Origin of the sequence: Paraburkholderia mimosarum LMG 23256 = NBRC 106338, from assembly GCF_000739815.1 — a bacterium.
GTDB lineage: Bacteria > Pseudomonadota > Gammaproteobacteria > Burkholderiales > Burkholderiaceae > Paraburkholderia > Paraburkholderia mimosarum.
The window spans coordinates 15872-38028 of record NZ_BBJJ01000026.1 but is presented as its reverse complement, the minus strand read 5'-3'; the positions used below and the strand labels follow the sequence as shown (position 1 = coordinate 38028).

Annotated in this window: 20 protein-coding genes; 9 read left to right on the top strand and 11 right to left on the bottom strand. The window is 67.2% G+C overall.

The annotated features are described in order from the left end of the window. Positions 1-43 precede the first annotated feature (43 nt). Entirely contained in the window at positions 44-1024 is a 981-nt protein-coding gene (locus BMI01S_RS19830) for a LysR family transcriptional regulator (RefSeq protein ID WP_081723459.1), read from the top strand. Between the two features lie 76 nt (positions 1025-1100). Here BMI01S_RS19830 and BMI01S_RS19825 read toward each other — a convergent pair whose 3' ends face one another. After that, positions 1101-1661, bottom strand: a complete 561-nt coding sequence (locus tag BMI01S_RS19825) for a plasmid fertility inhibition factor family protein (RefSeq protein WP_063619603.1) — start codon at positions 1659-1661, stop codon at positions 1101-1103. A 115-nt stretch (positions 1662-1776) separates the two neighbouring features. Here BMI01S_RS19825 and BMI01S_RS19820 point away from each other — a divergent pair, with 115 nt between their 5' ends. Both BMI01S_RS19820 and BMI01S_RS19810 read left to right on the top strand, forming a co-directional pair. Further along, positions 1777-2577, top strand: a complete 801-nt coding sequence (locus BMI01S_RS19820) for a crotonase/enoyl-CoA hydratase family protein (RefSeq protein WP_028231459.1) — start codon at positions 1777-1779, stop codon at positions 2575-2577. Positions 2578-2805: 228 nt separating this feature from the next. Further along, positions 2806-4626 carry a winged helix-turn-helix domain-containing protein gene (locus tag BMI01S_RS19810; protein WP_028231457.1) on the top strand — a complete coding sequence of 607 codons (1821 nt, stop codon included), beginning with the start codon at positions 2806-2808 and terminating at the stop codon, positions 4624-4626. A gap of 63 nt (positions 4627-4689) precedes the next feature. Here the strand turns inward: BMI01S_RS19810 and BMI01S_RS19805 are convergent, their stop codons facing one another. Next, the gene (locus BMI01S_RS19805; protein ID WP_028209557.1) at positions 4690-4956 is read right to left on the bottom strand and encodes a hypothetical protein; all 267 of its coding nucleotides are present in this window, start codon (positions 4954-4956) and stop codon (positions 4690-4692) included. A gap of 349 nt (positions 4957-5305) precedes the next feature. Between BMI01S_RS19805 and BMI01S_RS19800 the strand changes: the two genes are divergently transcribed. Both BMI01S_RS19800 and BMI01S_RS19795 read left to right on the top strand, forming a co-directional pair. Beyond that, positions 5306-6490, top strand: a complete 1185-nt coding sequence (locus BMI01S_RS19800; protein ID WP_028231456.1) for an MFS transporter — start codon at positions 5306-5308, stop codon at positions 6488-6490. Positions 6491-6615: 125 nt separating this feature from the next. Next, positions 6616-7773, top strand: a complete 1158-nt coding sequence (locus tag BMI01S_RS19795; protein WP_028231455.1) for an MFS transporter — start codon at positions 6616-6618, stop codon at positions 7771-7773. 81 nt (positions 7774-7854) lie between these two features. On the opposite strand, the gene fahA is transcribed toward BMI01S_RS19795, so the two are convergent. Together fahA and hmgA are read right to left on the bottom strand one after the other, a co-directional pair. Further along, positions 7855-9168 carry a fumarylacetoacetase gene (gene fahA, locus BMI01S_RS19790; protein ID WP_028231454.1) on the bottom strand — a complete coding sequence of 438 codons (1314 nt, stop codon included), beginning with the start codon at positions 9166-9168 and terminating at the stop codon, positions 7855-7857. After that, a complete protein-coding gene (gene hmgA, locus BMI01S_RS19785; RefSeq protein WP_036045417.1) occupies positions 9165-10514 on the bottom strand; it encodes a homogentisate 1,2-dioxygenase in 1350 nt (449 codons plus the stop codon). Before hmgA ends, fahA begins: the two co-directional genes overlap by 4 nt. A gap of 254 nt (positions 10515-10768) precedes the next feature. Between hmgA and BMI01S_RS19780 the strand changes: the two genes are divergently transcribed. Continuing rightward, positions 10769-11596 carry an EAL domain-containing protein gene (locus tag BMI01S_RS19780; protein ID WP_028231452.1) on the top strand — a complete coding sequence of 276 codons (828 nt, stop codon included), beginning with the start codon at positions 10769-10771 and terminating at the stop codon, positions 11594-11596. A gap of 36 nt (positions 11597-11632) precedes the next feature. Here the strand turns inward: BMI01S_RS19780 and murB are convergent, their stop codons facing one another. Continuing rightward, positions 11633-12688 (bottom strand): UDP-N-acetylmuramate dehydrogenase, encoded by a 1056-nt coding sequence (gene murB, locus BMI01S_RS19775; RefSeq protein WP_036045415.1) that lies wholly within the window; start codon positions 12686-12688, stop codon positions 11633-11635. Positions 12689-12956: 268 nt separating this feature from the next. Between murB and BMI01S_RS19770 the strand changes: the two genes are divergently transcribed. Continuing rightward, positions 12957-13442, top strand: a complete 486-nt coding sequence (locus BMI01S_RS19770; RefSeq protein ID WP_028209548.1) for a YajQ family cyclic di-GMP-binding protein — start codon at positions 12957-12959, stop codon at positions 13440-13442. A 170-nt stretch (positions 13443-13612) separates the two neighbouring features. Here BMI01S_RS19770 and BMI01S_RS19765 read toward each other — a convergent pair whose 3' ends face one another. The 6 genes from BMI01S_RS19765 to queG all read right to left on the bottom strand — a co-directional run bounded on the left by BMI01S_RS19765 (position 13613) and on the right by queG (position 19817). Next, positions 13613-15412, bottom strand: a complete 1800-nt coding sequence (locus BMI01S_RS19765) for a methyl-accepting chemotaxis protein (protein WP_028231450.1) — start codon at positions 15410-15412, stop codon at positions 13613-13615. A 201-nt stretch (positions 15413-15613) separates the two neighbouring features. Beyond that, positions 15614-16234, bottom strand: coding sequence for a glycerol-3-phosphate 1-O-acyltransferase PlsY (plsY, locus tag BMI01S_RS19760; protein ID WP_028231449.1), 621 nt, complete (start codon positions 16232-16234; stop codon positions 15614-15616). A gap of 175 nt (positions 16235-16409) precedes the next feature. After that, on the bottom strand, positions 16410-16901 hold the full coding sequence (ybaK, locus tag BMI01S_RS19755; protein ID WP_028209535.1) for a Cys-tRNA(Pro) deacylase: 492 nt from the start codon (positions 16899-16901) through the stop codon (positions 16410-16412). Positions 16902-16942: 41 nt separating this feature from the next. Next, positions 16943-17917, bottom strand: a complete 975-nt coding sequence (xerD, locus tag BMI01S_RS19750) for a site-specific tyrosine recombinase XerD (RefSeq protein WP_028231448.1) — start codon at positions 17915-17917, stop codon at positions 16943-16945. Positions 17918-17927: 10 nt separating this feature from the next. Next, positions 17928-18413, bottom strand: coding sequence for a methylated-DNA--[protein]-cysteine S-methyltransferase (locus BMI01S_RS19745; protein WP_028231447.1), 486 nt, complete (start codon positions 18411-18413; stop codon positions 17928-17930). A gap of 111 nt (positions 18414-18524) precedes the next feature. Beyond that, entirely contained in the window at positions 18525-19817 is a 1293-nt protein-coding gene (gene queG, locus BMI01S_RS19740; protein WP_081723464.1) for a tRNA epoxyqueuosine(34) reductase QueG, read from the bottom strand. Between the two features lie 143 nt (positions 19818-19960). On the opposite strand from queG, the gene tsaE reads away from it, so the two are divergent. Together tsaE and BMI01S_RS19730 are read left to right on the top strand one after the other, a co-directional pair. Continuing rightward, the gene (tsaE, locus tag BMI01S_RS19735; RefSeq protein WP_028231445.1) at positions 19961-20563 is read left to right on the top strand and encodes a tRNA (adenosine(37)-N6)-threonylcarbamoyltransferase complex ATPase subunit type 1 TsaE; all 603 of its coding nucleotides are present in this window, start codon (positions 19961-19963) and stop codon (positions 20561-20563) included. After that, the gene (locus BMI01S_RS19730; protein WP_028231444.1) at positions 20545-22119 is read left to right on the top strand and encodes an N-acetylmuramoyl-L-alanine amidase; all 1575 of its coding nucleotides are present in this window, start codon (positions 20545-20547) and stop codon (positions 22117-22119) included. The genes tsaE and BMI01S_RS19730 overlap by 19 nt, the downstream gene beginning before the upstream one ends. Positions 22120-22157: the final 38 nt, after the last annotated feature.

The window sequence follows — 22157 nt, the reverse complement described above, 5'->3', positions numbered from 1 at the left end:
CACTCCCCGGCCTGAACGACCGGATTTCTGGGAGCAACAGCTGATGAACCAGATACACGCAATGCGCGTCTTCGTGAGGGTTGCGGAAACCGAGAGCTTTCGTCGTGCAGCACAGCAGCTCGACGTGTCCAACGCGCTCGTCACGCGCTCGATCGCCATGCTCGAGGCGCACCTGAACACGCGGCTCATCAACCGCACCACGCGCAATCTCTCGCTGACGGAGGCAGGCCTGCGATATCTGGAAGGCTGCCGATGCGTGCTCGAAGAACTCGATCATCTCGAGAGCAGCGTCGCACAGACGGAAAGCGAGCCGAGCGGAACCCTGCGCGTGATCGCCGCCGGCACGCCTTCGCTCGCCGCGCTCACGCCACTCATCGGCGGCTACCGGCGCCTTTATCCGCGCGTGAATGTACGCCTCACGCTCGCCGAAGGGCCTGTGGATCTCGTGGAAGACAGCTTCGACGTGGCCATCGTCGGCGCCACCGCACGCCACGGCGCGTTCGTGGAACGCGCGCTGGCCACCACGGCGTTCGTGCCATGCGCGTCGGCCGCGTGGCTCGCGGAACATGAAGAGCCGCGCACGCCCGCGCAACTCGCACAGTGCCCCGCCGTGGCGCTGCCGCCGGAGGAACGCAGTACGACGTGGCAGTTCGCGCGGCCTGACGAGCGCGCGCAACAGGTCACACTGCTGCCCGGCTACACCGTCAACAACGTGCTGATGCTGCGGCTCGGCGCGCTGGCCGGCATGGGCGTGGCGATCTTGCCCGCGCCGCTCGTGGCCGACGACCTGGCCGCCGGCACGTTGCGCAGGCTGCTGCCCGACTACGAGATCGACGACCCCGACTCGCGCATGTGCATCGTCTATTCGAACCGCCAGTACGTGCCTGCGAAGACGCGCTCCTTCGTCGACTATGCGCTCGAGCACTTCGATCGTGCGTGTGCCGGCACTGCTGCGAATGGGACGCCATCGTCATTGAAAGCGGATTCGACTGGCGCACCGATCAGGCCGATGAGCGTCGCGTGAACACCCAACGGCCGCGCGTCATGCTGGCGCGCGATGCACACGTTCGATATCGATGCACCAGGGCAGCGCGCAGCCGTTAGCGAACACGCCGCTCGCGCCGCCTCGAAGCATCAGAACGGGGTGCACGCTCGTCGTCGAAGGTGACCGGGACCTCGGCCGCGCCACACAGTTCGCGCAGCAGCGCGGCTTCCCGCTCGTGCACTTCCACTGGCAGCCATAGCGCGCCTGCCCACGCGAGGTAGCGCGCCCGATGCTGGCCGTTGCGGAACGCCACCACGCCTTCGTGCGCGAGGCGGAGCCATCCGGCCAGCCCCGTCGTGCGGCGTTTGGAGATCGTCACATAGGGCATCTGCGGCACGCGCTCGTTGTCGGGATCGAGAAATTCACGAATGCCTCGTACCTTGCCGCTATGCCAGTCGTCGACGGGCTTGAGGACGTAGTCGGTGTCGTCGCGATCGGCGCAGACGAGCAGCTTGTGCAAATCGACGATCACGACTTCATGGCGCGTGCCATCGGCTGTGAAGACACGTTTGAAGCGCACATGGTCGTACGCGTCGTGGGCGGGCAGCGGGACGGTCCAGAAAGGTCCACAAGACGGAGACGCCGAGGAATCCGGAAAGGATGCGAGGGGGGACATGGACGTCGATTGCATGCAGGGGGCGGGAAAGCAGTTGACAAGTTGAAACCGGCCTAAGCTACGGATGGACCATGAAATTTTTATGACGAATGCAGGGCGCATCGAGGAGATGCCCATGACCATCGAAACCTTCGGCGAACATGTGCGCATCGAAGTCCAAGAACGTGTAGCAATTATCGTGCTCGATCGCCCGGCGCGGCGCAATGCCATCGACAGGCCCACGGCGAATGCGCTGGCAGCCGCCTTTACACGCTTCGAGGGCAATTCCGCCTGGCTCGCGGGCGTGCTGTACGGCGCGGGCGGCACCTTCTGCGCGGGCGCGGACCTGACGGCGCTCGCCGACCCCGAGCGCCGCAACGAAATCCGCGAGGACGGTAGCGGCCCCGGGCCGCTAGGCCCCACGCGCATGTCGCTCAGCAAGCCCGTGATTGCGGCGGTGGCGGGCTATGCCGTGGCGGGTGGGCTCGAACTGGCATTGCTGTGCGATCTGCGCGTCGTCGAAGAAGACGCGGTGCTTGGCGTGTTCTGCCGGCGCGTGGGCGTGCCGCTCATCGACGGCGGCACCGTGCGCCTGCCGCGGCTGATCGGCCTTTCGCGCGCGCTCGATCTGATCCTCACGGGGCGCGCCGTCGATGCACACGAAGCGCTCGCGTTCGGGCTCGCCAATCGCGTGGTGCCCAAAGGCGGCGCGCGCGAGGCGGCCGAGCAGATCGCCGCGCAACTCGCGGCGCTTCCGCAGGCTGCGCTGCTCGCGGACCGCCGCTCCGCGATCGACCACAGCGAACTGCCCGATCTGGCCGAGGCGCTGCGCCGCGAAGGTGCGCACGGCTATCGCGCGGTGCTCGAGGAAGGGCTCGCGCACGCGGCGCGCTTCGCGGCCGGCGCGGGTCGCCACGGCGAGCCGCTAGACGAGTAAGGCAATTAGCGAAAAGAACCGGCTTGCCGGACTGACACGCCAATGGCCAGCGGGCCGCGCCTGATTCTTGAAGGCGCGCGCGAGACGCACTAGATTGAATTGATCCGCGCCGCAGCCCCCGCTCCTGCCGCGATCCCCTACGACGTCGAGCACGCTCGCGTCCAGGGCCATCCTCCGACGAACCGCCCCGGCGCCCCTTCCCTGATGCCGCATCATGGGAGAGATTTCATGCCGACGGATCGAATCATCCGCTTCGCGGACTTCGAACTCGACGTCGAGCGCTACCAGCTGCGTCGCGAAGGCGTGCAGGTTCGCCTGGAACGCTTGCCCATGGATCTGCTGATCCTGCTTGCCTCGCGCCGTGGCGAGCTGATCTCGCGCGCGGATATCGTCGACCGGCTGTGGGCCGGCAGTCCATTTCGCGACACCGATAACGGCCTGAACACGGCGATCCGCAAAATCCGCATTGCGCTTGCCGACGACCCCGCCGCTCCGCGCCATCTCATCACGGTCAAAGGCAAGGGCTACCGCTTCGACGGCATCCTGCCCCCGGTCGCCGAGGCGCACGATGCCAGTCTCGCCGCCGCGCACGACGCGCACGCTTCGCGCGAGCGCGAGCGCGGCGAGCACCCCGTACGGATGCTGGTGCTGCCGTTCGCCAACCTCACCGACGACGCGAGCCAGGAGAGCCTGTGCTGCGCGCTCGCCGACGAAATTTCGGTCACGCTCGGCGCGCTCAACCCCGAGCGGGTTCTCACGATCGCGCGGACCACGGCGGCACGCTATCGCGCGACGCAAAAGAGCATCGGCGAGATCGCGCGCGAGCTGGCCCTCGATTACGTGCTCGAAGGCTCGCTCACGCGCGCCGGGCAGCAAACGCGCATTCTCACGCGTCTTATCCGTTGCGCCGACGAAGTGCAGATCTGGAGCCGCGCGCACGAGAGCGCCACGCAGGGCGCGCTGGAGATCCTCAAGGAGGCGGTCGCCGCGCTCGCTGCGGACCTCGCCTCGACGCTTTCCGAGCAGCAGCGCACGCGGCTCGCGCGGCGCCTGCCCGTCGATCCGGCCGCGCACGACGCGTATGTGCGCGGGCGCTTCTTCTGGTATCGGCGCGTGCATTTCGAGGCGGGTTTTTCCGCGCATCACGGTCTGGGCGGCGAAGACTTCGTGCGCAGCCGCGCGTACTTCGAGGCCGCGCTAGAGCGCGACCCGAGTTATGCGCTCGGCTACACAGGTCTTTCGAACTACTACGGATCGACGGTGGTGCACGGTTTCATCGCGCCCGACGATGGCTGGCCGGTCGCGCGCGCACTCGCCGAAAGCGCGCTCGAACTCGACCCGGACCTGCCCGAGGCGCACCATGCGCTCGCGGCCGTACGTTACTTCTACGATTGGGACTGGGTTCAGGCAGAGGCCGGTTTTCGCGAGGCGTTACGGCGCAATCCGAGCTATCCGGAGGCGCATCGGCTGTACGCGCGCATGCTCGTCGCGGCGGGGCGGCGCGCCGAGGGCGACGCCGCGATGGAGCGCGCCGAGCGGATCGATCCGCTGGCGTTCCAGGGGTCGCGCGCGTTCGGCATGGTGATGTCGGGCAGGCACGCCGAAGTGGTCAACGAATATCTCGCGCCGGGGCACATGGAGCATCCGCCGCTCGTCTATCAGCTGCTCGCCACGGCGTTCGAAGTGAAGAAGCTCTATGCGCAGGCCGTGGACGCCACCGTCGAGGCGCTCGAGCACTGCAACCAGCACGCGCGCGCCACGACGATTCGCGCCCGCTGGGAAGCAGGCGGCTATGACGCGGTGCTGCGCTGGTATCTCGAGGATCTGCTCGCTCGACGGCGCTCGCGGTACACGTCGCCGCTGCTCATCGCCGAAGCCTATGCGCGCGTCGCGCAACCCGACGAGATGTTCCACTGGCTCGAAACCGCGCTTGCCGAGCGCAGTTCGCGGCTATGCGAACTGCGCACCAATCCGTGGTTCGCGCCATGGCGCCCGACCGGGCGCATGCGGCTCATCGAAAAACATATTGCCGGCGGCCCGACGCGCTGAGCGACTGGCGCGGTTCGCGAACGCGTGTGGGGTCGCCGTCCTGCAACGCCAGCATCCCCTCGCTCAGTTGCCGTGATAGAGCCCTTCAGTCAGGGCCTTCTGCTGGCCCGATTGCTGGGAGCGCACTAGATCCTGATAGACCTGCGCGTGCGTGAGCGCGATTGGCGCCCCCGCAGCCCCCGTCGACATGGGCGATCCGCCCACGTCCTGCGCAGGCGGCGGCGCACTGGCCTGCGTCTGCTGATCGCTCTGCGACTGAGCGAGCGCGCTACCTGCGAAGAAGGCGGCCGCAGCGGCCACCGCGATGCGTACGGTATTCATCGTGTTCATGTCATCGCTCCAGGAAGGTCGCGCATGTTCGTGGCCGTCATGCGCGCAACGGACGAGGCCAAGGCGGTGCCATGCCGGCGGGCGGCCCGGACAGGGAAGCTTCGCCGCGCTGGTTCGTGTCGGTATCGTGCTGCGCGCGAGTGCGATGCACCATGCAGACAACCTGTAGAAATCGTCAAGAAATAAGACGAATGGTGGATCCCCGCCGCCCCGGAAAAGCTGTTGTTTTCCCGGCAGCGAAGAAAAGCGTGCCGTATGCGAGGCGTGAGGTTTCAGTACAATTCCGCGTTGACTTAAATGACCACGGCTTCGGGCCTGCCCCGCCGCCGGTCCGCGCCGAGCCCACGCCATGCCCTTGCCTCTCCTCGCCCTTGCCGTTGCCGCCTTTGGTATCGGTACCACCGAATTCGTCATCATGGGCCTGCTGCCCGACGTCGCGCGCGACCTGAGCGTCTCGATCCCCGCGGCGGGTATGCTCGTCTCGGCCTATGCGCTCGGCGTGACGATCGGCGCGCCCATCGTCGCCATCGCCGTTGCCAACGTGCCGCGCAAGCAGGCCCTCATGCGGCTGATCGGCATCTTCATCGTCGGCAACCTGCTGTGCGCGCTCGCGCCGAATTATTCGATCCTGATGGCCGCGCGCATCGTCACGGCGTTCTGCCATGGCGCGTTCTTCGGCATCGGCTCGGTGGTCGCGGCCGGGCTCGTCGCGCCGAACCGCCGCGCCCAGGCCATCGCGCTCATGTTCACGGGCTTGACGCTCGCCAACGTGCTAGGCGTGCCGCTCGGCACCGCGCTCGGGCAGATCGCCGGCTGGCGCACGACGTTCTGGGCCGTGACCGCCATCGGCGTCCTCGCGGCCGCGGTGCTGCAGGTGTGCCTGCCCGCGAAGATCGAAATGCAGAAGGCGAGCCTCGTGCACGAGTTCGGGGTACTGAGGAATCCGCAGGTGCTCATGGTGCTCGGCATGAGCGTGCTGGCTTCGGCCAGCCTCTTCGCGGTGTTCACCTACATCACGCCGATCCTCGAAGACGTGACGGGCTTCTCGCCGCACGAAGTCACGTTCGTGCTGCTGCTGTTCGGCCTCGGGCTCACGGTGGGCAGCACGCTGGGCGGCAAGCTCGCCGACTGGAAGCTCATGCGCTCGCTGCTCACGTTCCTCGCCTCGATCGCCGTTGTGCTCGCCGTTTTCTCGCTGACCATGCACGAGCCGATCGCCGCGATGGCGACGATTTTCGTCTGGGGCATTCTCGCGTTCGCGATCGTGCCGCCGCTGCAGATGCTGATCGTGAACCGCGCCAGCGACGCGCCCAACCTCGCCTCCACGCTCAACCAGGGCGCCTTCAACCTTGGCAACGCGGGCGGTGCGTGGATCGGCGGCGTGGCGATCAGCGCGGGCGCGCCGCTCACGGCGCTGCCGTGGGTGGGCGTCGCAACGGCGTTCGCGGCGCTCGGGCTCACGCTCGTCTCGGCGCAGATCGACCGGCGCGCGCGACGGCGCGTGGCGGTCTCGGGACCGACTTCCTGCGCTTGATGCGCTTCTATGCGTTCCTGCGGGCGGCACGCGTGGCGGTGCCACACCGCGACTGCCCACCGTGAGGCGCGGCTGCAGCAAGCTACGCACGCGGCTGTAGCCGCCCCGTAGTAGCATTGCGGCCGATGAAAACCGTCCTCACCCGCGACTTCCTCGCGCTGATCCTGAGCGTGGCCGTGGTCGGCCTCGGCTCCGGCGCGACGCTCCCGCTCACCGCTCTCGCCCTCACCGACGCCGGCTACGGCACCGCCATCGTCGGGCTGCTCACGGCCGCGCAGGCGCTGGGGGGCCTGGCCGTCGTGCCGCTCACGGCGTGGATCTCCACGCGCTTCGGTTCACGCCAGGTGATCGTCGGCTCGGTGCTGACCGTCGCCATCGCGACCGCGCTCATGCAGGCGAGCGCCAACCTGTGGCTCTGGGCGCTCCTGCGCATGCTCTGCGGCGCGGCGCTCATGCTGCTCTTCACGATCGGCGAAGCGTGGGTCAACGAACTCGCCGACGATTCGAACCGCGGCCGCGTGGTCGGCATCTATGCCACGACGTTCACGCTGTTCCAGATGTCGGGCCCGGTGCTCGTGAGCCAGATCGCGGGCTACACGGCGTGGCGCTTCGCGATCTGCGGCGCGCTCTTCCTCATTGCGCTGCCGATGCTCGCGGCAATCCGCTCGAATCCGCAGCAAACCGATCTGCACGAGCCGCACGGCAGCTGGCGTCACGTCATGCCGAAGATGCCGGCGCTCATCGTCGCGACGGGCTTTTTCGCGCTCTTCGACACGCTCGCGCTTTCGCTGCTGCCGCTCTTTGCCATGGGTCACGGCATCGGCAGCGAGGTGGCCGTGCTGTTCGCCTCGGTCGTGCTGCTCGGCGACACGACCATGCAGTTCCCCATCGGCTGGCTCGCCGATCGCCTGGGCCGCGAGCGCGTGCATGCGCTCATGGGCGTGATCGTCGCGGCGCTGCTGCCGCTCCTGCCCTTCGCCGTGGATACGCCGTGGCTGCGCTGGCCGCTCCTCTTCGTGCTCGGCGCGGCGGCGGGGTCGATCTATACGCTCGCCATCGTCGCGTGCGGGGAGCGCTTCGAAGGCATCGCGCTCGTCTCCGCGAGCGCGCTCGTGAGCGCCTCGTGGAGCGCCGCGAGCTTCGGTGGCCCGATCGTCACCGGCGCGCTGATGCAGCACGCGGGGCGCGATTCGATGCTATGGGTGCTGTTCGCGGGCGCGCTCGTCTTTCTCGGCGCGCTGCGCTGGGAGCGCTCGCGAGGGTTGGCGCAAGCGCGCGCGTAGCGTCGTCCAACCGACAAAGAAAGACGGCCGATGCGCCTCTGTAGCGCATCGGCCGTCCTGCTTTCCAGACTTGAGCTTTCGTTATTTCAGCGCCGGCAGGATCTTGCCTGTGCAGGCGCCAAAACCCACGCGATAGCCATCGCCCTGGCACCAGCCCGCGAGCGTCAGCTCGTCGCCATCCTCGATGAAAGCGCGCGTGCCACCGCTCTTCAATTCCAGCGGATTTTTCCCGTTCCACGTGAGTTCGAGCAGGCTGCCGAACGAGTCCGGCGTCGGGCCCGAGATCGTGCCCGAGCCCATCAGGTCGCCCACGCGCGTGTTGCAGCCCGCCACGGTGTGATGCGCGAGCTGCTGCGCCATCGTCCAGTACATGTGGCGGAAGTTCGTGCGCGCGATGGTCGTCGCATCCGTCGCGCCTTCGGGCCGCATCGTCACTTCCAGCGCAATGTCGAACGCGTGATCGCCCTTGTGGCGCAGATATTCGAGCGGCTGCGGCTCCTGCGCGGGCTGCGCGACGCGGAACGGCTCCAGCGCGTCGAGCGTGACGACCCACGGCGAAATCGTCGTGGCGAAGCCCTTCGAATTGAACGGCCCGAGCGGCACGTATTCCCACTGCTGCATGTCCCGCGCGCTCCAGTCGTTGAGCAGCACCATGCCGAAGATGTGATCCTCGGCGTCTTCACAAGCGATCGGCTCGCCCAGCGCATTGCCGCGCCCGACGATGAAGCCCGTCTCCAGCTCGATATCGAGCTTGCGGCACGCGCCGAACACCGGACGCTCCTGATCGGGAAGCTTCAACTGGCCATTGGGGCGGCGCACCGGCGTGCCGCTCACCACCACCGACGAAGCGCGGCCGTTATAGCCGATCGGCATCTCGGACCAGTTCGGCAGCAGCGCATTCTTCGGATCCCGAAACATCGCCCCGACGTTCGTCGCGTGTTCCTTCGACGAGTAGAAGTCGGTGTAGCCGGGAATCTGCACGGGCAGATGCAGCTTTGCATCGGCGAGCTTGACGAAGGCGCGCTGGCGCAGCGCCGCGTCGTCGCGCAGCGTCGGCGTTTCACGTGCGAGGAGCGACGAAAGCTGCACGCGCACGCTGCGCCACACGTCGCGACCGAGCGCGATGAAGTCGTTCAGCGCGGGGCGCGCAAACACGTCTTGCGGCGCGCTCGCGGGCAGACGCAGCAGCCCCGCTTCGTGCAGCACCGCGAGATCGGCCACGAGAGCGCCGATCGCCACGCCCACGCGCGCGTTCCCGTTACCCGTATCGCTGAACACGCCGAATGGCAGGTTCTGGATCGCGAAATCGCACTGTGCGTCGTTCGCACGCTCGATCCAGCTCTTGCGCTGGGGATCGAGCGTCGCCTTGAGTTCGTCCGTCATCGTGCTGCTCATTGCTGCTCCGGATTGAAGTGTTTCTTGAGGCCTTGCCAGCACTCGTAGTAGTTCGCCTGCAACTGGCTCGTTTCGAGCGCGTAGCGCGTCGGGCGGATCAGCGTGCGGGTCTCGAACATGAAGGCCATCGTGTCGTCGACCTTGTTCGGCCTGGTCGTATCGGAAGCCGAGGCCTTCTCGAACGTCTCGGCATCGGGGCCGTGGCCCGTCATGCAGTTGTGCAGGCTCGCGCCGCCCGGCACGAAGCCCTCGGCCTTGGCGTCGTACACGCCGTGCACGAGACCCATGAACTCGCTCGCCACGTTGCGGTGATACCAGGGCGGCCGGAACGTGTTCTCGGCCGCGAGCCAGCGCGGCGGGAAGATCACGAAGTCGATCGCGTCGACGCCGGGCGTGTCCGTCGGCGACTGCAGCACGAGGAAGATCGAGGGATCGGGATGGTCGTAGCTGATCGAGCCGATCGTATTGAAACGGCGCAGATCGTACTTGTAGGGCGCGTAGTTGCCGTGCCACGCCACGACGTCGAGCGGCGAATGGCCGATGTCGGCGCGCCAGAGCTGGCCATTGAGCTTCGTGACGAGCTCGAAATTGCCTTCGCGGTCTTCGTAGGCGGCGACGGGCGTGAGGAAGTCGCGCGGATTGGCGAGGCCATTCGAGCCGATCACGCCGAGATCGGGCAAACGCAGCAGCGCGCCGAAGTTCTCGCAGATGTAGCCGCGCGCTTCGCCGTCGGGCAGATCCACCGTGAAGCGCACGCCGCGCGGAATCACGGCGATTTCGAACGGCTCGACGTCGAGCCGGCCCATCTCGGTGCGGATCGCAAGGCGCCCCTGCTGCGGGACGATCAGCAGTTCGCCATCGGTGTTGTAGAAAAAGCGGTCGACCATCGGCCGGTTGGCCGCGTACAGGTGGATCGCGCAGCCGCTCATCGACGCCGCCGAGCCGTTGCCCGACATCGTCACCCAGCCGTCGATGAAATCCGTGGGCTCGGCGGGCATGGGCAGCGCGTCCCAGCGCAACTGGTTGGGCGGCGTGGGCGGCACGTCGCCGAAATCGGCGACGAGGCGCGGCGCCCCGTTCGTGTCCGGATGCGAAGCGAGCGGCGTGAACGGCTGGTGCACGGCGCCCGGACGGATCCGGTAGAACCACGTGCGGCGGTTGTGCGAGCGCGGCGCGGTGAACGCCGTGCCGGAAAGCTGCTCAGCATACAGGCCGTAGGCGCAGCGCTGCGGCGAGTTCTGCCCTGCGGGCAACGCGCCCGGCAGCGCCTCGGTCGCGAACTCGTTGGCGAAGCCGCTCATGTAGCCGTGCTGGACTTCGGTCGGGTGCCGCAAAGGTGCATTCATTGCCGTCTCTCCACGTTCTCGGGTCATGACATCAGGTCACGCGATTTACGGATGGTAAAACGAATTACGTTTAGTGAAATTACGTGTATACCCTGGCAATCCCTGCCAAACGCCGGCAGGCCTCCAGAAAGCGCGGGCGCGGCCGATAACGTTATGACCAAACAGTCCATCCGGCGCGGCTGCGGGCTGCTACCATCGGTCCATGCGGCCCCGGGTCGGGCTCGCACCTCTCACTCGCGCCCCGCTACACCACCATGATTGCTCCCACCATTCCCGAGCTCGTCGCCCGTGCCGCCGACCATCCGTTTCTGGGCGAGCACCTCGCGATGGGCAGCGGCGTGCACGCCAAAGAGGCCGTAGCGCGGCGGCGCAGCGTGGAACTGCTGAGCGCCTACGAGCCGATCTACGACATCAGCGTGCACAGCGGGGCGCAGTCGCTCACCGCCGACCTCTCGTTGGCCTCGCGCTTTGGCGACGAACTCGGGTATCAGGCGGTGACGCTGCGCGAACAGGACGGCGCCCTTGCGCCCTTCGACCCGTTCAGCGACGCGCTCGACGATCCCGAGCTGGTCGCGCTGGACCGCATGGTGCGCGCGCTGCACGCGATCAACTTTTTGGGGGGCCAGCAGCACGGGCTGCTCTTCCTGCGCGTGCATGAACGGCTGCTCAAGAGCGTGAAGTACGACCACGGGCGGCATTTCTCGAACGTGCTGGTGTCGTTCGGGCTCAATCCCGGGCGCATCGTGATCGAGCTGCCGCCGGCGGCGGTGGCGCACCGCACCTTCCTCAGCTATCTCACGAAGAGCTATCAGCGTTATGGGTTCAAGGTGGCGGGCAATCTGCCGAACGCCGGGCAAATCCTCTCGGTATCGGACATGCCGCGACCCGACTTCCTGAAGATGGACGCGTCGTCGGCATTGCGCGATTCGATGGTGAAGCCGCTCGTGAGCTATGCGGCGCGGCTGCGCATCCCGCTGATCTTCAACCGCGTGACCGATGCGGCGCAGTTCGAGCAGTTGCAGCAGTACGACGTGCGCTTCGTGCAGGGGCCGGTGTTCGCGGCCCAGGACAAGGTGGTTTGAGGGTGATTCCGGCGCGTAGGCGGGCTGACGCGCGACCTAGAGGCTGACGGGTTCCTGCTCGAGCTCGACGCCGAAGCGCGCGAGCACGTCGCGCTGGATGGCCTCTGCCAGTTCGAGAATGTCCGCGCCGGTGGCTCCGCCGCGATTGACGAGTACGAGCGCCTGGCGCTCGTGCACGGCCGCGGCGCGCAGCGCGCGGCCCTTCCAGCCGCAGCGGTCGATCATCCAGCCGGCCGCGAGCTTCACGCGCCCGTCCGACTGCTGGTACGAAACGATCTGCGGCTCGCGCACGACGAGCGCGTCGTACTGCGACGCCTCGATCACGGGATTCTTGAAAAAGCTGCCCGCGTTGCCCAGTTGCAGCGGATCGGGCAGCTTGGCGCGCCGCACCGCCACCACGGCGTCGAACACCGCGCGCGCATGCGGCGCCTCGCCGGCGTTGCACTGAGCCAGTTCGCGCGCGAGGTCGGCATAGCCCGCGTTGGGCTGCCACACCTTCGGCAGGCGGAACGTCACCGACGTAACGACGAAACGAGCGCGCCCCTCGCGCTTGAAGAAACTGTCGCGGTAGCCGAAGCGGCAGGCGGCCGCGTCGAACTCCATCGCTCGGCCGGTCGCCATTTCGATGGCCCTGACCGACACGCAGCGCTCCGCCATCTCGAGGCCATACGCGCCGATATTCTGAATCGGCGCCGCGCCCACCGTGCCCGGAATCAGCGCCAGATTCTCGAGGCCCGGCATACCGGCTTCGAGCGTCCAGGCGACAAAATCGTGCCAGTTCTCGCCCGCGGCCGCCTCCACGTACCATGACTGGCCATCCTCGTGGGCAATGCGCTTGCCGCGGAGCGCCACGAGCAGCACGAGACCGTCGAAGTCGCGCGTGAGCACGACATTGCTGCCGCCGCCCAGCACGAGCGTGCGCAAGCCCTGGGCGCGCGGATCGCGCACGGCAGCGGAGAGATCGGCCTCGCTTTCGACCCGGCACGCATAGCGGGCGCGCACGTCGAAGCCGAACGTGTTGTGCGCGCGCAGCGGATAGCCGGCGGCAAACCACACGGGAGACGTATCGACGGGCGTTGGAACGAGGGGCATTGGGGGAGAACGGAACACGGACAGCGGACGAAATCAGGCAGGAAAAGCCGCCTTGGGCAAACGCAACCGCGCCGGTAGAATGGCGTCGGTCCGTGATTATAGCGAGTGTGCGAGCCGCTGCCTCAAAATGCGGCCACGAATGCAGCCGCAGCGCCCGGGCGCGCAGTTTGCGTCGCTTTTGCGTTGTTCGTTTGCGTCGCTTTTGCCTCGCTCGTTAGCGTCGTGATTTGCGCAGTCGTTCTGCACCTCGTACTTTTGGGAGAAAACAATGCCATCGTTTGACGTCGTCAGCGAAGCCAACATGATCGAAGTGAAGAACGCCGTGGAGCAATCGAACAAGGAGATCTCCACGCGCTTCGACTTCAAGGGCTCGGATTCGCGCGTCGAGCAGAAGGAGCGCGAACTGACCGCGTTCGCCGACGACGATTTCAAGCTCGGCCAGGTGAAGGACGTGCTGGTCTCGAAAATGGCCAAGCGCAATGTGGACGTGCGTTTTCTCGACTACGGCAAGATCGAGAAGATCGGCGGCGACAAGGTCAAGCAGGTCATCACCGTGAAGAAGGGCGTGTCGGGCGACCTCGCGAAGAAGATCGTCAGGCTCGTGAAGGACAGCAAGATCAAGGTGCAGGCGAGCATCCAGGGCGACGCCGTGCGCGTGACGGGCGCCAAGCGCGACGATCTGCAGAGCGTGATCGCCATGCTGCGCAAGGACGTGACCGACACGCCGCTCGACTTCAACAACTTCCGCGATTAAATCCGCCTCTCAGGCACACGGCGAGGCGGCATGGCCCGCCCCGCTGGCCTGGCGCTTCGCAAGACTTTCCTTTATCACCGCGAGCCGTCTCCGGCGTCTTCAAATTCGACAGCGCCATATTTGAAGGTGAGAAAGCGGCGCCGCTTTCTCACTGCCTGCGAGTTCCCTCGTCAATCGAGCCTGAACTGTCCCACCGCGTCGGCGAGACTGGCGGCCTGGCTGCGCAGCGCCGCCGCTGCGGCCGTCGACTGCTCGACGAGCGCCGCATTCTGCTGAACCATCTCGTCGAGCTGGCTCACCGCGCGGTTCACTTCCTGGATGCCGCGCGTCTGCTCGCTGGCCGCGTTGGTGACCTCGGAGATGATGGTCGTCACGTTCGAGACGTTCGCCACGATCTCGTCCATCGTCGTGCCAGCGCGGCGCACGAGCTGCGAGCCCGAGGTCACGCTCGAAACGGTCGATTCGATCAGCGCCTTGATCTCGCGCGCCGCCTGCGCGCTGCGCTGCGCAAGGCTGCGCACTTCCCCCGCCACCACCGCGAAGCCGCGGCCCTGCTCGCCCGCGCGCGCGGCTTCCACCGCGGCGTTCAACGCGAGAATGTTGGTCTGGAACGCGATGCCGTCGATCACGCCGATGATGTCGGCGATCTTCACCGAAGCCTTCTCGATGTCGCCCATCGTATGCACGACGTCGCCGATCACGGAGCCGCCGCGCGAGGCCGCCTGCGAAGCCGTTGCCGCCGTCACGTCGGCCTGCTGCGCCGCGTTGGCCGACTGCGCGACCGTCGCCGTGATCTGCTCCATCGACGCGGCCGTCTCTTCGAGGCTCGCCGCCGCCGACTCCGTGCGGCCCGACAGGTCGACGTTGCCCGCCGCGATCTCGTCGCTCGCGGTACGCACCGACTGGCTCGCGTCGCGGATGTTGCGCATCACGTCGCGCAGCTTGTCCATGAACGCGTTGAACGATCGCGCGATCTGCGCGACTTCGTCGTTGCCCACGGCGGGAAGGCGTTTCGTGAGATCGCCCTCGCCGGCGCTGATCGCGTCCATCGCGTCGCGCACGCGCGAAAGGCGCTGGAACGACACGGCCGTGGCCGCCGCGACGATCGCCGCAGCCGCCACCGCGATCACCACGAGCGCGATGAGCGACGCCGTGAGCAGCGAGCGCATGCCGGCCGTCGCATCGGCGCGGTCGTAGGCGACGACCACGCGCCAGTCGGTGCCCGGAATCGTTTGCGCACGCATGAACCTGGTATCGCCCTTTACGTCGACCTGCAACGGCGCGTTGGCCGCGAACAATGCGTTCAGACGATCGCCGGCGAGGTCGGGCGCGAGTTCGGCGACGGGTTTGAGCGTGAGTTGCGCGTCCGGGTGCGCAACGATCGCGCCGCTCGCGTCGACGAGCATGCCGAAGCTCGCCGGCGTGGGATGAATCGAGCGGACGTTGGCGATCACGCTGTCCATCGTCACGTCACCGGAGATGACGCCTTTCACGGCGCCGTCGCGAATCACCGGCTCCGCGAACGCCACCACGAGCTTGCCCGTGCCGACATCGACATAGGGCGGCGTAACGACCGCCCTGCCGGCCGCGACGGCCTGCTTGTACCAGGGGCGCCCGGTCGGATCGTAGTCGGGCGGAATGCCGTTCGCGTCGGAAAACTTCGCCGTGCGGTCGGCATAACCCACGTAGACGTTCTGGAAGCCGCCTGCCGCCGCGATCTGCTTGAGCGCCGGCACGGGGTCCGCACCGAGCACGGCGTCCTGCAGCGAGTCGATCATCCGCGTGTGGGTCGCGACCCACTCGCCTATGCCCTGCGCGTGGCTCTCTTCGAGCGCCGAGAGGGTGCTGTCGATCGAATCCTTGTTGTGCGAATCCGCGACGAAATAGTTGAGCGCCGTATTCGCGGCGAGTGCGGCCACGACAATGACGACGCATAGCGCGACGATGCGCGAGCGGATGGTGGAAAACATGGGGGGGATTGCCGTGTGGGAAATGAAGAGGAAAGCCGTAAAAACCTGGTCGGAAAACAACCGGGATTACGGCAGGCCGCACGGCATTCTTGAGGGCGCCACTGCAGAACGCGCGCCACTTTTCGCTACTTGCCCGAAGATAGCCTCAGGTTGGGCGAAATAGTCAGATTAATGACGCAGTGCCCCATGACCGCTGGCAGGCTACTTCACGGCGCCAGAGGTCTTCTTCTCGCCGATGCGGCTCTCCTTGCCCGCGATCAGCTTGGCGATGTTCGCGCGGTGCCGCCAGAACAGCAGCACGCTCATGGCGAGGATGGCGAGCGCGACGATGCGCGGGCCGAACATGAACACGTAGTAAAGCGGCGCGAACACGGCGGCCGCCAGCGCCGCGAGCGACGAGTAGCGCGTGAAGAACGCGACGATGAGCCAGGTGGCGAGCGTCGCGACGCCGAGGATCGGATTCACGGCGAGCAGCACGCCGGCCGCGGTGGCGACGCCCTTGCCGCCCTTGAAGCGGAAAAACACCGGGTACAGGTGCCCGAGGAACACGGCGATGGCGGCCAGCGCAATCGCCGCGTCGCCGAGACCGTAACGGGGGCCGAAGCGCACGACGAGCCAGACGGCCAGCCAGCCCTTGAAGGCGTCGCCGATCAGCGTGAGGATCGCGGCCTTCTTGTTGCCGCTGCGCAGCACGTTGGTGGCGCCGGGGTTGCGGGAGCCGTAGGAGCGCGGATCGTCGAGGCCCATGAAGGCGCTCACGATCACGGCGAACGAAATCGAGCCGATCAGATAGGCGAGAACGGCGACGAACAGGTTGTACATGCACGAAACCCGGAGAAAGTGGAACGATGCGCGCCGGGTTTGAGACTTGGCGCTCCCGCCCGGCGACGCGCGACGGCGCTCATTCTACCCAAGCGCGGGCGCCAGCTGCCCACGCAGGCGCCGCAAGCCAGGGTATTCAGGGAAGCAAAGTGAAGCGGGTCCGGGACCTCGTGCGTCACTCGACGCTCGCGCACTGCACCGGCTTCGCGTCGAGCAGCGTCGTGAGCACCGAAGGCGCGAGGCTCACCAGATAACCGCGCCGACCGCCGTTGAGCCAGATCTGGTCGAGGTCGAGTATGGTCGATTCGACGTACACGGGCATGCTTTTCTTCGTGCCGAACGGCGACGTGCCGCCCACCAGGTAACCCGAATGCCGGTTCGCCACTTCGGGCTTGCAGGGCTCGACGCGCTTCGCGCCGATCTGGCGCGCGAGATTCTTCGTCGAAACCTTGCGGTCGCCATGCATGAGGACGACGAGCGGCCTGGCGTGCTCGTCCTCCATCACGAGCGTCTTGACGACGCGATGCTCGTCCACGCCGAGCTGGCGCGCGGACTCGCCCGTGCCGCCATGCTCGACATACTCGTAGGGGTGTTCGCCGAAGGCGACGCCCGCGCGGCGCAGCATCTGCGTGGCGGGCGTTTCGGAGACATGTTTCGTTTTGCTCATCGGCGCATTGTAATCGCACGGCCCGCACGGGCGGTGCCGGCTCACCCGCGCGGATGGTGTTTCTCGTGCAGCAAGCGCAGCCGCTCGCGCGCGACGTGCGTGTAGATCTGCGTGGTGGAGATATCGCTGTGGCCGAGCAGCAGCTGCACGACGCGCAGATCGGCGCCGTGATTGAGCAGATGGGTGGCGAACGCGTGGCGCATGGTGTGGGGCGAGAGCGGCGCGTGCACGCCGCCCGCCGCCGCGTGGCGCTTGATGATGTGCCAGAACTGCTGGCGCGTCATGCCTTCGGCGCGCGCGGTCACGAACAGTGCGTCGGTCGTGCGCGCGCCGAGCAACGCGGGCCGCGCCTCGCGCAAGTAACGCTCGATCCACGCGTGCGCCTCTTCGCCGAACGGAATGAGGCGCTCCTTCGAGCCCTTGCCGAGCACGCGCACGACCCCTTCGTTCAGGCCCACCTCGACGGTCTTGAGCGTGACGAGTTCGGTCACGCGCAAGCCGCTCGCATACATCAGCTCGAGCATCGTCCGGTCGCGCAGGCCGAGCGGTGTGTTCACATCGGGCGCGCCGAGCAACGCCTCGACCTGCGCCTCGCTCAACGTGGAAGGAAAACGCGGCGGCTGCTTCGCCGAGCGAATGCGCACGGTCGGGTCCGCATGCACGCGCTGCTCGCGCAACGCCCAGCCGTAGTAGCGGCGAAACACCGAAAGGCGCCGGTTCGCCGACGTGGATTTGTCGTCCTTGCGGCGCGCGCTGTAGGCGAACAAATCGTCTTCGCGCGTCTTGTCGAGCGAATTGGCGCGCTCGCGCGCGAGCCATTGCGCGAAGAGGCGCAAGTCGCGCCGGTAGGCGTCGAGCGTGTTGCGCGAGAGGCCGTGCTCGAGCCACATCGCGTCGCAAAACGTGTCGATGGAGGCGAGGCTCGCTGCGAGCGCTTCGGCGGCAGCGGGTTCGAGCGCTTGCTCCGTTTCTTCGGCGGCTTCGCTCTCGGGAAGCGGCGGCGGGTTCGTCGTCATCGTCATCGTGTTATCGGAGCTCAAACCGGTTCGTCGTGCATTCGTGTGCCAGCAGCCAGCGCTTCACGTCGCGAAAGAAGCCCTCGCCCCCATGATGGGCGAAACCTCCGAGGCCGCTCGCCGACACCACGCGATGACACGGAATGACGATCGGAAACGGATTGTCGCCGCAGGCCTGGCCCACGGCGCGCGCGCTGTCGCTGCCGATGCGCTTCGCGAGTTCGCCATAGGTGAGCACCTCGCCCGCTTCGATCGCGCAGATGCCGTCCCACACGCGCCGCTGGAACGGCGTGCCAAGCGGCGCGAGCGGCAGGTCGAAGCCGGCGTCGGCGTCTTCGAAATACCGCGCGATCTGCGCGGCCGCGCGCGCGGCGAGTTCGCCATCGGGCTCGACGCTCGCCGTGTGCGCCGGCAAATAGACGATCTCGCGCAGCGCCTCGCCGCCGGTGCGAATGCCGACTTTGCCGAACGGTGCGTCGATCACTGCGTTGAACATCGCTGCCTCCTTCGTGCGCGAGCGTTGCACGCCATGGTGCCGCGTTGCGCGCGCGATTTCCAGCACGCCGCTCTGCATTTTCACGCCCATGTTCTTCCTCGCATCGTCGTTTCAGGCCGCTTCGAGCGCCCACTGCACGTGTTCGCGCACGATCGCCGATTCGTCATGCTCGCGCGCGCGCAGCGCCTTCACGATGGCATCGCGCGCGGCATCGTCCGCATTCGCCGGGCGCTTTCGCGTCGCGCGCAGCGCGTTGCCCATCGCGACCGCGATGTTGCGCGACCAGCGTTCATAGCCGATGCGCCGTATCGCGCTGCCCTGCATGCGCTCGTCGAACTGCGCGGCGCTCCAGCCGAACAGGTCGACGAGGCTCGCGCGGTCGAGCCCGTGGCGCACGTCGAAGTCCGCCACCGGCGCGGCCTGGGCAAACTTGTTCCATGGGCAGACGAGCTGGCAGTCATCGCAGCCATACACACGATTGCCGATCAGCTCGCGTAATTCCAGGGGAATGCTGCCCTTCAATTCGATCGTCAGATAGGAAATGCAGCGGCGCGCATCCACGCGATACGGACCGGTGATCGCGCCCGTCGGGCATGCATCGATGCAACGCGTGCAGCTCCCGCAATGCGCGCCGGGCGTTTCTGGCGCGGCGCTGGCCGGGTCGTCGGCGTCGGTGGGCAGCGGCACGTCCACGTAAATCTCGCCGAGGAAAAACAGCGAACCCGCATCGCGTTGCAAAAGCAGCGTGTGCTTGCCGCGCCAGCCCACGCCGGCCTTCTGCGCGAGTTCGACTTCGAGCACAGGTGCGGAATCCGTGAACACGCGAAAGCCGAACTTGCCGATCTCGGCCTTGATACGCTCGGCGAGTTGCTGCAGACGAGCGCGCAAGACCTTGTGATAGTCGCGGCCGCGCGCGTAGATCGATACGACGGCGGCATTCGGGTCGGCAAGGCGCGCGTGCTCGCGCAGGCGCCAGTCGGCGTGGATGGCATGAAGGCTCTCATTGGCAACGTCCGTGCCGGGTGCCGACTCACCCGTGGTGCCGACCGGGGCGCCAGCCCGGGTGCCAGCAGCGGCGCTTGCCTCGTCGCCGCCTTGCGAAGCACTTTCGTGACGCTTTCCCGTCGCATTCGGCGCGAGCGTATCGATGGGCAAATAGGCCATGCGTGCCGTGATCACGCGTCGCGTGCCGGCCACAAGCTCGGCGGGCCGCGCGCGTTTCATCTCATGTTTGGCCATATAATCCATCTCGCCGTGGCAGCCTGCTTCGAGCCACGCGGCGAGGCCCGCCTCGGCATGGGAAAGGTCGGTGTCGCTGATGCCGATCGCACCGAACCCCAGCTCGCGCCCCCACGTCCGGATGCGCGCCGCGAGCGCGGCGAGCGCCGCGTCATTGAGCGGCATGGCCTGCTCAGCAGCAGGCACAGACGATTCTCGCAGCGCATGCGCTTGATGAGACGTCGGGTCGAGCGCCTCCGAAGACGCGCGCACGTCCTGCGCGAAGTTGGAAGGGGAATGCGTGGGGTTCATCATGTCATTTTACGAGAATGCCCGACACGCCCGGTCACGACCACGCGCCGCTTCCGCTTGAACGCTCTGCCGACGTTCTTCTCGAACGCCGTTTCGATCTCGCAGATGCAGCCGCCACCGACGCCTTCGGCGCACGCTTTGCGCAGGCGCTCGAATCGCTGCGCGCGAACGATGCGCACAACGCTGCACAAGCCGGCGCGCAAGATCGCGGCACGCCGCCCTTCCACGGCCTGCACGTGCAACTGCACGGCGACCTCGGTGCGGGCAAAACGTCGCTCGTGCGCGCCACCCTGCGCGCGCTCGGCCACACGGGGCGCGTGCGCAGCCCGACCTACACGCTCGTCGAGCCGTACACGGCGGCAACACCGAGCGGGGAACTCCCGCTCTATCACTTCGATCTGTACCGTTTCAGCGATCCGGCCGAATGGGCGGACTCGGGCTTTCGCGAATACTTCGCGCAGGATGCGGTGTGCCTCGTCGAATGGCCGCAACGCGCGGGCGGCCTGCTGGGCGTGCCCGATCTCGTGTTTTCGCTCGAGCCGGACGCAAGCGGCGACGGCCGCGTGCTCACCGCCTACGCATACAGTGCATCAGGAAAGGCATGTCTAGAAAGATGTTGATCAAACCGTTCCGCTCGATCGAATCGGCCGCCACCGCCACGCACAACTGGCGCCGCCGGCAGATCCTGAAGGCGGGTGCCTCCACGCTCGTGCTCGGTCTTGCGGCGCCGCGCCTCGCGTGGGCCGCCTCGGTCATCGGCGTGCGCGTATGGCCCGCGCGCGATTACACGCGCGTCACCATCGAATCGGACCAGCCGCTCTCGAACTCGCAGCAATTGCTGCAGGGCCCCGACCGTCTCGTCGTCGATCTGAGCGGGCTCGATCTCGACGATGCGCTCAAGAACCTCGTCTCCAAGATCACGCCGAACGATCCGCAGATCCAGGCCGTGCGCGTGGGCCAGTACCAGCCGCACGTCGTGCGCATGGTGTTCGACCTCAAGGGCGGAGTGAAGCCGCAGGTGTTCACGCTTGCCCCTATCGGCTCGTACAAGTACCGGCTCGTGTTCGACCTCTATCCCGCGGTTGCGCCCGACCCGCTCATGGAGCTGCTCGCGCAGACCGAGCGCAAGCAGCAGCAACTCGACGCGAACGAGGCCATGAAGGACAGCGCGCCGCCTTCCACGCCGTCGACGCTCGCGGGCCCCAATGCGCCCGCGCATGACAATAGCGACGCCTTCTTCGAGCGCTATGCGCAGAACGACACGAGCGCCGCGCCGCGTTCCTCGTCGCGGGTTCCGCCGGTGCCGCCGGTGACGCCTGGCGTGGCGGCGCCGCGTCCGGGCAAGTCCGCGCCCAGGCCGCAGCCGCCCGTCGTCGCGCAGCGTAACAACGGCGGCAACGTCGATGGCAATACCGACGACAGCTACGGCTTCACGGCGCCACCAAAGTCCGGCCGGGGCAACACCACGCGCCTGCTCACCGTCGCGATCGATCCCGGCCACGGCGGCGAGGACCCGGGCGCGATCGGCAGCGCGGGCACCTACGAGAAGCACGTCGCGCTCGACATCGCGAAGAAGCTGCGCGCGAAGATCGACGCCCAGCCCAACATGCGCGCGATGATGACGCGCGACGCCGACTTCTTCGTGCCGCTGAACGTGCGCGTGCAGAAGGCGCGCCGCGTGGGCGCGGACCTGTTCGTCTCGATCCACGCCGACGCGTTCACCACGCCCGCCGCGCGCGGCTCGTCAGTGTTCGCGCTTTCGGAGCACGGCGCCTCGAGCGCGGCGGCGCGCTGGATGGCGACCAAGGAAAACTCGTCGGACCAGATCGGCGGCATCAGCCTGCAAACGGCCGACGCCGCCGTGAACCGCGCGCTCTTCGACATGTCGACGACGGCGCAGATCCGCGACTCGATGCGCTACGGCGGCTTCGTGCTCGACGAAGTCGGCGAGATCAACAAGCTGCACAAGGGCTCCGTCGAGCAAGCGGGCTTCGCGGTCCTCAAGGCGCCCGACATTCCGTCGATCCTCGTGGAGACGGCCTTCATCAGCAATCCCGAGGAAGAGAGCAAGCTCAACGACGACGCCTATCGCGACAAGATGGCGAACGCCATCCTCAAGGGGATCAAGCGCTACTTCGCTGCCAATCCGCCGCTCGCGAAGAGCCGCATGACCTGACCCCCCGCAGCCCGGAGCACGCCGCGCACGCCTTCGGG